Raw genomic sequence first — 13,882 nt, forward strand, 5'->3', positions numbered from 1 at the left:
ACCCCACCCGTCCCTCCCGCCCTGCGACGCCATGCCGCAGGCCCGCCACGCGCGCTTGCACTAGCATGTGAGCATGCCGAATACCCTGCTGACCCTATCGCCGTCGTTCCTGCGCACGCTGTGCAACCTGCGCTGGGTGGCCATCGTGGGCCAGGCGGTGACCGTGCTGGTGGCGTTGGGGCTCCTCGGCATCGACCTGCCGCGCTGGCCGCTGTGGGCGGGCATCGGCGCGCTGGCGCTGTTCAACGTCTACGCCACCTGGCGCAGCCACCGGCCCGGCGAAGAGACGGCGGCGGAGGCCTTCGCGCACATGCTGGTGGACGTGGCCGTGCTGTCCTGGCTGGTGGCCTGGAGCGGCGGCATCGGCAATCCGTTCAGTTCCATGTTCCTGCTGCTGATCGCCGTCTCGGCGCTGGCATTGCCGCTGCGCTGGGTGATCGCCACCGGCGTGGCCTGCCTGCTGGGCTATGTGCTGACAGCGGTGTTCGGGCGTCCGCTGCCGCACCTGCACGGCAACAATTTCAGCGTGCACCTGTGGGGCATGGGCGTGAACTTCGTGCTGTCGGCCGCGGTGGTGCTGTACTTCTCCACCCGCCTGGTCGCCGCCCTGCGCCTGCGCGAGCAGGAACTGGCGCGCCTGCGCGAACGCTTCGCCCGCAACGAGGGCATCGTCGCCCTGGCCACGCATGCCGCCGCGGTGGCGCATGAGCTGAACACGCCGCTGGCGACGATGACGCTGCTGACCGAGGACATCCGCGAGCACGCGGCCGAACCCGACATCCGCGAGGATGCCGGCACCATGCGTCAACTGATCGACCTGTGCCGCGACCGCGTGCGTGCGCTCGCCGCCTCGGCCGACATGGGCGTGCACCAGCGCGTGGACCTGGACGATGTGGTGCAGCGCTGGCAGCTGATCCGCCCGACCGTGGAACTGCAGCGCACCGGTGCGCTGCCGCCGTGGCTGGCCACCGATGCCTCCACCGGCCACCTGCTGCAGGCGCTGCTGAACAACGCTGCCGACGCCAGCCGCCAGGCCGGTTCGCAACGCGTGGACCTGGACCTGCGCTGCGAAGGCGACGAACTGGTTGGCACCGTACGCGACTACGGCAACGGCTTCCACGAAGCCCTGCCGTTCCAGTCCGAACAACTTTTCCGCACCAGCAAGCCCGAGGGCATGGGCGTGGGCCTGGCCCTGTCGCATGCCACCATCGAGCGGCTGGGTGGACGCATGACCATGCGCGCCGTGCCGCCGAAGGGCGTGCAGGTGCAGTTCCGCCTGCCGGTGGCAGGCAACGACGAAACCCCCTGATGAGAGACTTCCGATGAAAGGCCTGCTGGTCGACGACGACGAACTCTACGCGCGCACGCTGCAGCGCAGCCTGGCGCGCAAGGGCATCGAAACCGAGATCGCGCTGGACGCCGCCAGCGCACTGGCGCGCGCGCGCGAGTGCCAACCCGACTTCGCCCTGGTGGACCTGAAGCTGGGTGCGGACTCCGGCCTGACCCTGATCGAACCGCTGCGGGCGCTGCGCGCCGACATGCAGATCCTGCTGGTCACCGGCTATGCCAGCGTCGCCACCGCGGTGGAGTCGATCAAGCGCGGCGCCGACGACTACCTGCCAAAGCCGGCGACGGTACCGACCATCCTGCGTGCGCTGGGACTGGAAGCGCCGGCCGCGGGCGAAGACACCAGCGCGACCGACGACACCATGACGCCGCTGAGCCGGCTGGAGTGGGAACACATCCAGCAGGCGCTGGCCGAGACCGAAGGCAACATTTCCGCGGCGGCCCGTCTGCTCGGCATGCACCGGCGGTCGCTGCAGCGCAAGCTGGCCAAGCGGCCCGGTCCCGAGCGTCGCTGGATCGACGAGTAGCGGTCAGCGCGAAGGATCGCGGTCCGGATCCATCGCCAGTCCTGCGCCCATGCCGAGGCCGGCGCCCGCCCCCATGCCGGCGCCCATACCACCTGCGCCACCGCCGGCACCGCCCTGGCGATCCTCGGCCTTGCCGCCCTCACCCTTGCCTTTGTTCGCCACCGGCCGCGCCGGCCCCTGACGCGGAATCGCCAGTCCGGCCGGGATCGGCTCGAGGTCCAGTACGCTGCGGATGAAATCGCGCAGCGACACCACCAGCGCGTCGGTGTGGATGGGACGGCCGGCGGCGAGATCCGTGGCCGCCTGCGCGGCAAGACGGACCTGGTCGTCGGTGCCGAGCAGGATGATGTCCGACAACGCCGCTTCCACGGCATCGCGGATCCGACGCGAACGATCGCCGCCGTCATCGACGGGATCGAGACCCCCCTCGCGCGCCCGCTGCCGTAGTTCGCGCAGATGCGTGGGGTCGACTTCAAGATCGCCGGTGAACGAACCGCCCAGCGTCTTGTAGGCGGCGATCAACGTGCGCAGGCGCTCGTTGATCTGGCGGTTCTCGCGCGCCCGCCGTTCCTGCACCGTCTGCATCACCAGCAGGCGGATGCCGACGCCGATCAGCGTGATCAGCGCCAGTCCCGCCAGCGTGGTCAACAGCCCTTGCCACGAACTGAAATCGAGACCGCGCATGCCCGTCCTCCGTCGTTGCCGGCATCATGCCAGACCCATCCGGTGCGCTGCGCTCAGCTTTCGCCACGCGCCAGCAGCGACAGGTGCGTCAGCACGCATCGCCAGGCGCCCTCCTGCTGGACGAACACGCCACTGACGCGTTCGTCCAACAGGAAAGGATGGCCCCGATAGTGGCCGCCGGACACGCCCCGTGCCACCGTTACGGCAGTTTCCCCGTAGACGCGGACGCGCATGTCGTGCGTCTCCATCACGTCATGCTGCAGGTCGCCTGACGCGACCAGCGCGAGGAAGCGTGCCCGGTCGGACACGCTGCCATCGGTACCCACGATCACCCAGTCCTCGGCCATGAACGTGCCGATCGCGGACGCGTCGTTGCCCACCATGGCCAGATCCCACGCCACCACGGCCTCGCGTACGGCCCGCTCGTCGTCCGAAGTCATCGCGCCGTCCTCGCTGGGGTACGGCGCGATCTTCCACCCACGGCCGTGCGAGTGCGTGAAGATGCATGCCGTGCACCTCAGAACGTCCTGCGCAACACCAGTTCCCAGCTGCGCGGGTCGCCCAGATAGACCATCGTGCTGCCGAGCGCATAGATGGCATGGGTCCGGTCACCCAGGTTGCGGCCGCGCAGCGTCAGCTCGGTGCCGTCGCCAACCTTGAGAGCCACGTGTGCGCCCCACGTCGCGTAGCCGGCGGTGGACAGCGTGTTGGCGGCGTTGGCATGGCGCGACGACACGCCGCGCAGATCGACACCCGCCGACCAGCGCGGCGTGAACGTGTAGTCCAGCCACAGGTTACCCACGCGCGATGGCGTGTTGGTCGGCCGGTTGCCGGCGCGCGACACGGACACGCCACCGACGTTCTCGTAGAAATCGTCCAGCGTCGCGTCGACCCAGGCCAGGTTGCCTTCCACGTTCAATGCCTGCAGCGGACGCCAGCCGAACGCCGCTTCGACGCCGCGCGACGATTGCTGGCCAACCGGCAGCGTCTGCCCGGGATTGGCCGGATCGGTGATGGCGAGATCGCGGCGGATGATGCGGTAGGCCGCCAGCGTGGCGAAGCTGCCCCCGTCGCTCGACTGGAACTTTGCGCCGATTTCGCCCTGGCGCCCCGTGGTCAGGTCGAAGTCGCGCAACGTGGCGAAGTTCGCGGTGCTGAGGATGCCCGCCGGCGGATCGGCGGCGGTGCTGTACTGCGCGTAGAGACTCGCCTGCGGCGTGATGGCCCAGTTCAGCGCGACACGCCCGGTCGTCGGTGTGTACTCGCGTTCGAACCGGGCAGGATTGGTCGGCGATACGGTGCGATGGTTGACCACGTCCAGCACGATGCGGTCGCGCCGCAGGCCGGTCAGCAGCGACAGTGACGGGGTCAGCTCGGTCAGGTTTTCCAAGAACAGCGCCTGCGTGTGCAGCCGGTTGGTGCGGTCAGGCGTGTGGACGAGGGCCGCACCGGGGACGTCGAGGAAGTGACCGGGCGTGACGGCATCCAGCGGCACGGTATCGACAGTCGCCGACAACGAGAGCGGAAAACGCGTCTGCCGGTTGTAGCTGACGTCGAGACCGGTGTTCCACTGCGATGCGAGACCGAACAGCGTGCCCGTGTGGGCCCATTCGACCCGGTTGCCATAGACCTGCTGGTCGTGGCGCTGCAGCAACGCGCCGGAACGGATCACGCCGGTGTTGTCGGTGGTGAGCCGGTAGCTTTCGACATTGCGGTAGTCGCGCAATGCATCGTAGTGGTAGACGGTGTTGCGCACCGTATCGCGCTCGCCTGGCGTCCATTCCAGCAGCGAGCGTGCCCAGCGCACGTCCTGCCCATAGTAGCCGTCGGCAACGTTGTAGTTGCGACCGATGGTCTCCGGAAGCACGGACAGACGTCCCGTCGCAGGCTGGCGCACCGGCGTGCCCCAGTACGGACGATGGTTATCCTCTTGCTGATACTCGACGGCCAAGGTGTGGCGCAGTGTGGGCGCGAGTTGCACCAGCCAGGACGCGGACAGTGTGGACGCCTCACGCCGCTGCCCATCGACCCAGTTGTCGGCATCGCGTGCGCTCGCATCCACGCGAACGGCCTGCCGCGCCTCGTCGCCACCGATGCGCAGATTGGCGCCCATCGCCAGCGTGCCGTCGCGGAACGAGCCCCACGACGTCTGCACGGCGGCCTCGTCGCGGTCCAGTCGCGCCAGGCGGGTGACGTAGTTGATCGTGCCGCCGACCGCACCCGCGCCGTAGAGGAAGCTGGATGGCCCGCCGATGGCCTCCACCCGCTCGTACTGCCAGGCATCGACGGGCCGTGCCGCGATGCTGGGGTACTGCACGTCGATACCGTTGAACAACTGCGTGATCTGGCTGCCGGAGAAGCCACGGTAAGTCACCGTGTTGCCGTTGCCGGGCGGCGATGCGACGGTCAGCCCCGGGATGCCGGCCAATGCCTCCTGCGTGGTGCGCACGCCGCGCGCATCGAGGGTCGTGCGATCGATGACGGTGACGGACGCGGGCGTCTCCATCAGGCTCAACGCCAGGCGGGTGCCGGTGCCGGCCGACTGGTCCAGCCCGGCGCGATGGCCTTTGACTTCGACGGTATCGAGCTGGGTGGCGCGTGACCCATCGGGCAACACGACGGATTCGGTCGCGAGCGCGACGACGGGGAAAGACAGCACCGCGGCAACCGCCACGGACAGGCGCGACGCACACGGCATCGCCCGGAACATCAGGGACATGGGAACTCCAAAGCACAAGGACGCGGCGCGCGGGCCGCACGATCAATCGGGGGTCTTGTGGTTCAGAGCAGGATCGGCGGCCCTTGCCCGCCCAGGCCTCGCAGACGCAAGCGCCTGACAGGCGGAAACGGGACGACACGCGCGACGATGCCGCCGGCGGCACGTGGAAACAGCAGCGCGATGCAAAGCAGCAGCAACGGCAGTGCCATCGCCAGCACACAGTAGGCGCAGTCCGCTCCCATCGGCATGCCGGCGGGCGCTGGCGCCTGTTTGCCGACAGGCGACTCGATGCGCGTGTCGACCCACTTGATGCCGTCGGTGGAGCACAGCTCGGTCCAGCCCGCCATCACCTGCGTGCCGGCACTCCCGACCCAGCGCGTGACCGTCGGCGCGAACGCCATCAGCAGCGCCGCCAGCAAGGCGAGCTGCAGCATCGGTCGCAGGAAGGAGGACGAACGGATCACGCGACGATTGTAAGCATCGGACCCGGGATGATCAGGCGCGACAGAGTGTCGCACCCGCTCCCGTCACGGAAACACCACGCGCGCACCGACGACGCGCGGCAGCTCACCGTCCACATCGACCCATGCCAGCCACGCGGCGTCATCCCGCCACTGCATGCGTGGAATCCCGCTGGCGCGTCCCCGCGCCGACAGCGTGGCGACCTCGGCGCGCTGCGGCTGGGTCCACGCCGCGTCGTAGCGGCCGAGCACCAGCGACTGGCGTTCGTCCGGCGTCTGTTCCAGCCAACTGGCCAGCAGATGATCGCCGGCCAGCGCCAGTGCGAGACGCCCGAGCACCTGCGTACCCTTGGCCAGCGTCACCGGCTCACCGAACGTATCGCCGGCATCGTCGGAACGCGCCGCACGCAGTTCCGGCACGCCCTCCGCCTCGGTATACCAGGCGACCCAGACACGGCTACCCTTCGCCACCACCACAGGGCCATTGACCGGGCAGCCGGCGATCCGCCAACCATCCGTGTGCACATCACGCGGCAGCGTCCACCGTTCGCCATCGAAACGGACGATGCGCGTATCGCGGATCTCGTCGTGGCTGCGCCCGCGATAGACGACGACCGCGCCGCGGTCGGTCACCGCCGACGCGGTGGTGCAGCAGTCGCAGGTCGACACATCCAGCGGCCACTCGCCCGTCTGCTTCGCCTGCGTGTCGTAGGTCGCCGCGCGCAGCATCATCGCGGCACTTCCCGCATGGTCGTGTTCGCCTCCGTCGTGCCCCGTATGCCCGGCAGCTGCCTTCTGCCGACTGTCCAGCCAGGCGATGCCGAGCCGGTCGCGCGATTGCGGCCAGAACGTCACGAAGCCGTGGTCGCCCGGTGTCCCGGCGGGATGCACCAGCTGCGGCGACGTCCAGGTGGTGCCGCCATCCGCGGAGCGCACCAGATCGACACCGTAGTCCATCCGCGACGGCCCGGTACTGCGCAGCCAATGCGCCCACAGCGAGCCGTCCTGCAGCGCGAAGACATGCGGCGTATCCGCCCAATTGCGGAAGAAGTCGTCTCCCTCGGCGATGGTGACCGGCGGCGTCCAGGCGTGCGTCTTCCACTGGCTGAGCCGGAAGCGAAGCGCTTCGTTGCCGGTGGGCTCCAGCCAGCTCAGCAATAGACGGCCGTCCGGTGCCGCCACGAGATCCGGCTGGGCCGCACCCGCAGGTGCCGGCAGTGTCCACGGCTCGACGACCGGCGGCGTGGCGGCGGGCGCCGTGTTCTCCGCGTCCCGCTTCGCGGGCGTACACGCGACGATCGAGGCCAGGGCAAGCAGCGCCAGCATGCGTCGGCATGTCGTAAGGGCAACAGGCATGGCGGGACATCCGTTCGCGGGAGGGCGACATTCCACCACGGAATCCACCCGGTCCACTGCGACCGGCTGACGCAGGCTCATCGCGCCGCCGATCACCCCCAGCGTTTATCCTTGCACCATGAACGACACCGCCCGCGACATCCTCACGCCCACCCAGCTCAACACGCTGGCGCGCGACCTGCTGGAGGGTGCGTTTCCGCTGGTGTGGGTGGAAGGCGAGTTGGGCAATGTCACCCGTCCTGCGTCCGGGCACCTGTACTTCACCCTCAAGGACGCGCGCGCGCAGGTGCGCTGCGCGATGTTCAAGCCCAAGAGCCAGTGGCTGAAGTTCGCCCCGCGCGAGGGCCTGCGCGTGCTCGCGCGCGGTCGTCTGACCCTGTACGAAGCGCGCGGCGACTACCAGTTGGTGATCGACAGCCTGGAGGAAGCCGGCGAAGGCGCGCTGCGGCGTGCGTTCGAGGAACTGCGTGCCCGACTCACCGCGGAAGGCCTGTTCGATGCAGCACGCAAACGTCCCCTGCCCGCCCACGTGCAGCGGCTCGCCGTGCTGACTTCCCCGACAGGCGCCGCGGTGCGCGATGTGCTGAGCGTGCTGCAGCGCCGCTTCCCGCTGCTGGAAGTCGACGTGTTGCCGGTCCAGGTGCAGGGCGAAACGGCCGCGGCGCAGATCGTGGACATGCTGCAGCGCGCGGCACGCAGCGGTCGCTACGACGTGCTGTTGGTCGCCCGAGGCGGCGGTTCGCTGGAGGACCTCTGGGCCTTCAACGACGAGCGGCTTGCGCGCGCCATCGCCGCCTCGCCGGTGCCCGTGGTGTCGGCTATCGGCCACGAAACCGACTTCACCCTCGCCGACTTCGCCGCCGACCTGCGCGCGCCCACACCGTCGGTCGCAGCGGAACTGCTGGTACCCGACCGGCGCGACCTGCTGGCGCGCGTCCAGGGGTTGCAGCGTCGGCTGGCCACCACCCAGGCGCATCGGTTGCGCAATGCCATGCAGCGCGCCGATCGCGCTGCGCTGCGACTCAATGCCCTGCGACCGCAGGCACGCCTCGAGATGCTGCGACGCCGCCAGGAAGACGCGGCACGCCGGCTGCACACCCTGTGGCGCGATCAGCAGGCGCGGCGTGCGGCCGCGCTTCGCCATGCCGACGCCATCCTGCGCGCACACGCGCCACAGCGCCGCCTCGAACAACTGCGCGCCCGCCTGCTGGCACTCGCACCCCGGCCGCAAGCCGCCATCGCCCGCACCCTGCAACGCGACGCCCTGCGCCTGCGTGCCCTCGCCCGCTCACTGGAAGCCGTCAGCCCCCTCGCCACCGTCGCTCGCGGCTACGCCCTGGTGACGAAGGAAGACGGCACGCTGGTGCGCTCGGTGGCGCAGGTGCAGCCAGGCGAACGTGTCGATGCCCAGGTCGGCGATGGCCGACTGAAACTGCGGGCGGAATAGCGACGCGACAGCGAGCGACTTACCCTCAGCACCCGAACGACAATTGCCTTGTTCCGGAGCACGACATGATCACCCGCGAACAACTGGTCGAGATGTTCGACAACATGGCCAAGGAGACGCCCTGGGACCTGCGCAAGCCGCTGGTGTGGGGCTACTTCTTCACCCACAGCACGCGACCACCGCTGGAAACGGTCGTGCCGCTGCTGCAGGACCAGGGCTACCGGGTGATCGCGCTGTACCTGGAAGAGAAGGACAGCCGTAAGGATCCGGACCTCTGGTGGCTGCATATCGAGAAGACCGAAGTGCATACGCCCGACAGCCTGCACGAGCGCAACCAGGCGCTGTACCGCTTCGCCGACGAGCACGGCCTGGATGCCTATGACGGCATGGATGTCGGCGCCATCGACTGATCCTGCTCCCGGTCCCGCAGCCGGGACCTCACGCCGTCCAACCCCATTCCTTCAGCCCGTGCGTTCGACTCCCTGTCCCACATACGGAGTCACGCCATGTCGCACCGCCTGACCGTTACCCTGCTGGCCGCCGCCCTGCTGGCTGCCTGCCAATCCAACCCCACGACCCAGCACTCCCCTGAAGCCGAAGCGGCCGCGGTGGCTGCAGACGCATACGCCCGCCAGGAAGCCGCCACCGAGCGGCGCGACCAGGAGACGCTCGACCGCATCGCCGTCACCGGCAACCGTCTGCGCAGCGAGCAGGCCAAAGCGACGGCGGCTACCGGACTGGCCTACGCGCCCTCGGCACCGCCGCCGCCGGCTCCCGCGATGATGATGGAGTACCGGACCGCCAACGTCATCGTTGCCCCGCAAGCCCCACCGGTAAACGCCGAGAAGTACGCCGACCGCGACGACAACCCGGTGCGCCGTACGCTGGACGAGCCGGTCTCGACGTTCTCTGTCGACGTGGACACCGGCAGCTACAGCAACGTGCGCCGCATGCTGCGCGAAGGCCAGCGTCCACCCGCCGACGCCGTGCGTGCGGAGGAGTTCATCAACTACTTCCGCTATGGCCACGCCGGACCGAGTGACCGCAGCCGGCCGTTCGCGGTGACCACCGAACTCGCACCGGCACCGTGGAACGCCAAGCGCCAGCTGCTGATGGTCGGCATCAAGGGCTACGACGTACCGAAAGCGACGCTGCCCCCGGCCAACCTGGTGTTCCTGCTCGACACGTCCGGCTCGATGGAGTCGCCGGACAAGCTGCCGCTGCTCAAGCAGTCGTTCGCGCAGCTCGTTACCCAACTGCGCGCGCAGGACCGTGTCAGCATCGTCGTTTATGCCGGCTCCGCGGGCCTGGTATTGCCGCCGACGCCCGGCAACCGGCACGACGAGATCCTCAGTGCGCTCGATCGCCTGCAGGCCGGCGGCAGCACCAATGGCGGCGACGGCATCCGCCTGGCGTACGCGATGGCGAAGCAGGCCTTCGTCAGGGACGGCGTGAACCGGGTGATCCTGGCCACCGACGGCGACTTCAACGTCGGCACCGTCAGCCAGGACGCGCTGGAAACCATGGTCGCCGACCAGCGCGCCTCCGGCATCGCGCTGACCACGCTGGGCTTCGGCACCGGCAATTACAACGACGCGCTGGCCGAGAAGCTGGCCGATGTCGGCGACGGCAACCATGCCTACATCGACACGCTGCAGGAAGGCCGGAAGGTGCTGGTGGACGAGATGCAGTCGACCCTGCTGACCATCGCCCGTGACGTGAAGATCCAGGTGGAGTTCAACCCCGCCGTGGTGTCCGAGTACCGGCTGATCGGCTACGAGAACCGCGTGCTGGCCAACGAGGACTTCGCCAACGACAAGGTCGATGCCGGCGACATCGGTGCCGGCCACGAGGTCACTGCGCTGTACGAGATCACGCCGGTCGGCAGCGGTGCGGAACGCCTTCCCGCCCTGCGCTACGGTGGCAAGCAGGTCGCCGCAGGCGCGTCGACCACCGAGGTCGCGCACGTGCGCCTGCGCTACAAGCTGCCGGGCCAGGAGGCCAGCCGTTTGATCGAAACACCGATCGCGAAAACGTCGCTGACCGCACAACCCAGCGACGCCTTCCGTTTCGCCAGTGCCGTGGCGGCCTATGCCGACCTGTTGCGTGGTGGTCAACGCGTCGACGGCTGGAACTGGAATGACGTGGCGCGCACCGCGCGCGCAGCGACGGGACGCGATCCGTATGGCCTGAAGGCGGAATTCATCGGCATGGTCGAGCAGGCGCATCGGCTGGTGGCGGTCAAGGACGACGCCCCTGCCCTCGCTGGCGAATGATCCAGACGAGCGGAGGTCCACGGATGGACCTCCCCGTCCTGCCGCTCAACCCGTACGCCACGTCATGTGGGCAACACCCGGGATGCTCACACCACGTCGGCGACCACGACTTCCATCTGCGCGGCAGGCCGGCCCAACAGGTAGCCCTGTCCGAGATGGCAGCCCAGTTCGATCAGCGACTGGCGCTGCTCCTCGGTTTCCACACCCTCGGCGATCGTCTCGATCCCCAGCGTGCTGGCCAGCGCCAGGATGGCGCGCACCAGCGCCAGGCTCTCGGGCCGTGCTTCGCTGCCGAGCCCCGACACGAAGCTGCGGTCGATCTTGAGTACCGAGATCGGGAACCGGTGCAGGTACGACAGCGCGGAGAAGCCGGTACCGAAGTCGTCGAGCTGCGCGAGGATGCCGTGCTGGCGCAACGTGCGCAGGATGCGTAGCGTGCGCGGCGCATCATCGAGAAGCGCGACCTCGGTGATCTCCAGCCGCAGGCGCGAGGGGTCCGCCCCCTGCGCCTCGAACATCGCCAGCAGGCGATCGCCGAAGTCGGGCGAACGGAAATGCCGCGGCGACACATTGACCGAGATGTAGCCCTCGACGCCACGCGCGATCTGCCGCACCACCTGTTCGTAGAGCAGCCAGTCGACCTGTTCGATCAGGCCGCTATGTTCGCCCAGGCCAATGAACTCCGCGGGCAACAGCAGGCCACGCCGTTCGTGCTGCCAGCGCAGCAGCGCCTCGTGGCCGATGACGCGACCGTCGTCCATCCGGCGGATCGGCTGGTAGAACGGCAGGAAATCGCGGTGATTGATCGCCCGGCGCAGGTCGGCCTCGAGATCCAGGCTTTGTACCGCCGCCTCGCGCATGGCCTCGTCGAACATGGCGCAGCGGTCGCGTCCCTGCTCCTTGGCGCGATACATCGCCGCATCGGCGTCGCGCAGCAGCTCTTCGCCGTTGCGATAACGCGGATGCCATACCGCAATGCCGAGACTGGCGGACGGGAATAGTTCGCGGCCGGCCACCCACATCGGCAGGCCGAGCACGGCGAGCAGCCGTTGGGCGAAGTCGCGCACGTTCTCGATGCCTTCGGCGTACTCGACCAGCAGCGCGAACTCGTCGCCGCCCAGGCGCGACACCACGTCCTCGTCGCGCACGCTCATGGTGATGCGGCGCGCCACCTCCACCAGTAGTTCGTCGCCGGCGGCGTGCCCCATGCTGTCGTTGACCAGCTTGAAGCGGTCCAGATCGAGGAACAGCACGGCGAACGCTTGTCCGTCGCCATGGCGTGCGCGCTCGATGGCGGCCGACAGGCGATCGAGCAGGTGCGGACGATTGGGCAGTCCGGTCAGCGCGTCATGCGTGGCCTGGTGGGTCAGCTGCTGCTCGACCCGCAGGCGCTCTCCGATCTGTGAGCGCAATTGGTGATTGGCTTCGGCCAGCTCGCGTGTGCGCTCGTCGACCCGGCGCTCGAGCTCGGCGTGCGCGCTGCGGAGGCGTTCCTGCGCCCGCTGGCGGTCCAGACCGTTGCCGATATGGTGGGCGACGAAGGTCAGCAGGTTCTGGTCGTGCGAGGTGAACTTCACCTCTTCCGAATAGCTCTGCACGACCACCGTACCGACCACGTCGTCGCCCCGGAACAACGGAACACCCAGCCAGCTGTAGGCCGGCGGACCGTGCTGCAGTACCTTGCCCGCTTCGGCCAGCTGGCCGATCACCTCGCGATCGGCCAGCAGCGGACGGCCGGCTTCGATGACGTACTCGGTCAGGCCGTTGGTCATCCGTCGCGTCTTGCGCATCGGATCGCGTTCGTCGATCGAGTACGGAAAGTTCAGGTCCTTGCCGTCGTCCGACACCAGCGCGATGTAGAAATTGCGCGCATTGATCAGTTCGTCGACCACCGTGTGCACGTCGGCGTAGAAACGTTCCAGGCTGTCCGAGGTGATGGCCAGGTCGGTGATGCGGAACAGCGCACGCTGCAGCTTCTCGGCGCGCTTGCGCTCCATGATCTCGGCCTGCAGTTCGCGGTTGGCGCGCTGCAGTTCATGCGTGCGCACCGCGACGCGATGCTCCAGCTCGACATGCGCGTGCTTGCGGTCGAGCGCGGTGAGGATGTGCTGCGCCACGTAGCCCAGCAGCGCGCGGTCCTCATCGGCGTAACTGGCCGGCGCGTCGTAGCTCTGCACGACGATGGCACCGCAGACATGGTCGTCGCGACGCATGGGCACGCCCAGCCAGTCCAGGCTGTCCGGGCCGTGCGAGGGATCGCGGACCACGCCCAGCTTCTGCCGGATCACCGCCGACGGTCCGCGCAGCGGCTGGCCGTGGCGCAGCAGCGCGAAGGTCATACTGTTGACCATCTCCTCTTCGCCGAACTCGCGCTCGGGCTCGGCGATGTAGGGGTCGCGCTGGTCGGCGAAATACAGGAAACGCACGCTGCGACGCTGGTCGTCGTACAGGACGATGTAGCAGTTCTCCGCGTACATCAGCGAATTCACCACCGCGTGGATGCGGCGGAGCATCTCCGGCATCTCGAGGTCGGCGCCGGCCAGGTCGGCGATCTCGTACAGCGCCTGCTGAAGGCGCTTGGACTTCTCCAGCGACACCACGCGCGCCTGCGCGCGGGAGGCGTCCAGCGAGGTCACCAGCAGCGTGCGCGCCAGCAATACCCACGAGGCCTCCTCGGCCTCTGCCAGCGGTGCGGGCAGCGCCAGCGCCAGCGCGACGCGGGCGTTGCCGTCGGCGTTGTCCCAGGCGTACACGCGCGAGTCGGGACCGTCGTGTTCGACCACCGCTTCGGCAAGCGCATGTTCGGCGCGCCGTCGCAACGTGCTGGACGCGTCCGGGGTGGCGCCGCTGCCATTGCCCAGCGCCCAGTCGCGCCAGCAGACGGCCAGTTCCGCACCCGCCGGCAACAGCCCACGCAGGACGAGCGCGATCCGCTCCGCCGGCGAGGCGTCCGCGCTGGCCAGGTTGTCGGCGCTGATCGATGGCGTAGGCATGGCCGTGGTCCGAACGAGTCGGTGTGCGGTATCCGGAAGTCCCCCGCCGCGAGCATACCGCCTGCCGCCCCC

11 protein-coding genes are annotated in these 13,882 nt (G+C 68.8%); 5 read left to right on the forward strand and 6 right to left on the reverse strand.

The features are described from left to right. Window positions 1–73: 73 nt before the first annotated feature. Window positions 74–1,309: an ATP-binding protein gene (locus tag IB230_RS03660; protein WP_192268834.1), complete on the forward strand. Its 1,236-nt coding sequence runs from the start codon at window positions 74–76 to the stop codon at window positions 1,307–1,309. A gap of 13 nt (window positions 1,310–1,322) precedes the next feature. Next, complete coding sequence (locus tag IB230_RS03665; protein ID WP_192268836.1) at window positions 1,323–1,874, forward strand: response regulator transcription factor; 552 nt, start codon at window positions 1,323–1,325, stop codon at window positions 1,872–1,874. A gap of 3 nt (window positions 1,875–1,877) precedes the next feature. Here the strand turns inward: IB230_RS03665 and IB230_RS03670 are convergent, their stop codons facing one another. The 5 genes from IB230_RS03670 to IB230_RS03690 all read right to left on the reverse strand — a co-directional run bounded on the left by IB230_RS03670 (window position 1,878) and on the right by IB230_RS03690 (window position 7,094). Beyond that, on the reverse strand, window positions 1,878–2,558 hold the full coding sequence (locus tag IB230_RS03670; protein ID WP_192268838.1) for a hypothetical protein: 681 nt from the start codon (window positions 2,556–2,558) through the stop codon (window positions 1,878–1,880). A 53-nt stretch (window positions 2,559–2,611) separates the two neighbouring features. Beyond that, window positions 2,612–2,998, reverse strand: coding sequence for a nuclear transport factor 2 family protein (locus tag IB230_RS03675; protein WP_192268840.1), 387 nt, complete (start codon window positions 2,996–2,998; stop codon window positions 2,612–2,614). Window positions 2,999–3,075: 77 nt separating this feature from the next. Beyond that, window positions 3,076–5,277, reverse strand: coding sequence for a TonB-dependent receptor (locus IB230_RS03680; protein WP_225589163.1), 2,202 nt, complete (start codon window positions 5,275–5,277; stop codon window positions 3,076–3,078). A 62-nt stretch (window positions 5,278–5,339) separates the two neighbouring features. Next, window positions 5,340–5,741: a DUF2946 family protein gene (locus IB230_RS03685; RefSeq protein ID WP_192268842.1), complete on the reverse strand. Its 402-nt coding sequence runs from the start codon at window positions 5,739–5,741 to the stop codon at window positions 5,340–5,342. A gap of 63 nt (window positions 5,742–5,804) precedes the next feature. Beyond that, a complete protein-coding gene (locus tag IB230_RS03690; RefSeq protein WP_192268844.1) occupies window positions 5,805–7,094 on the reverse strand; it encodes an exo-alpha-sialidase in 1,290 nt (429 codons plus the stop codon). A gap of 118 nt (window positions 7,095–7,212) precedes the next feature. Between IB230_RS03690 and xseA the strand changes: the two genes are divergently transcribed. From xseA to IB230_RS03705, 3 genes are all read left to right on the forward strand, one after another. Then, window positions 7,213–8,541, forward strand: a complete 1,329-nt coding sequence (gene xseA, locus IB230_RS03695) for an exodeoxyribonuclease VII large subunit (RefSeq protein WP_192268845.1) — start codon at window positions 7,213–7,215, stop codon at window positions 8,539–8,541. A gap of 65 nt (window positions 8,542–8,606) precedes the next feature. Next, window positions 8,607–8,951: a ribonuclease E inhibitor RraB gene (locus tag IB230_RS03700; RefSeq protein WP_192268847.1), complete on the forward strand. Its 345-nt coding sequence runs from the start codon at window positions 8,607–8,609 to the stop codon at window positions 8,949–8,951. Window positions 8,952–9,047: 96 nt separating this feature from the next. Beyond that, window positions 9,048–10,817: a VWA domain-containing protein gene (locus tag IB230_RS03705; RefSeq protein ID WP_192268849.1), complete on the forward strand. Its 1,770-nt coding sequence runs from the start codon at window positions 9,048–9,050 to the stop codon at window positions 10,815–10,817. Between the two features lie 86 nt (window positions 10,818–10,903). Here the strand turns inward: IB230_RS03705 and IB230_RS03710 are convergent, their stop codons facing one another. Then, complete coding sequence (locus IB230_RS03710) at window positions 10,904–13,810, reverse strand: EAL domain-containing protein (protein ID WP_192268851.1); 2,907 nt, start codon at window positions 13,808–13,810, stop codon at window positions 10,904–10,906. Between the last annotated feature and the right edge of the window lie 72 nt (window positions 13,811–13,882).

Source organism: Pseudoxanthomonas sp. PXM01, from assembly GCF_014851815.1.
Lineage (GTDB): Bacteria > Pseudomonadota > Gammaproteobacteria > Xanthomonadales > Xanthomonadaceae > Pseudoxanthomonas_A.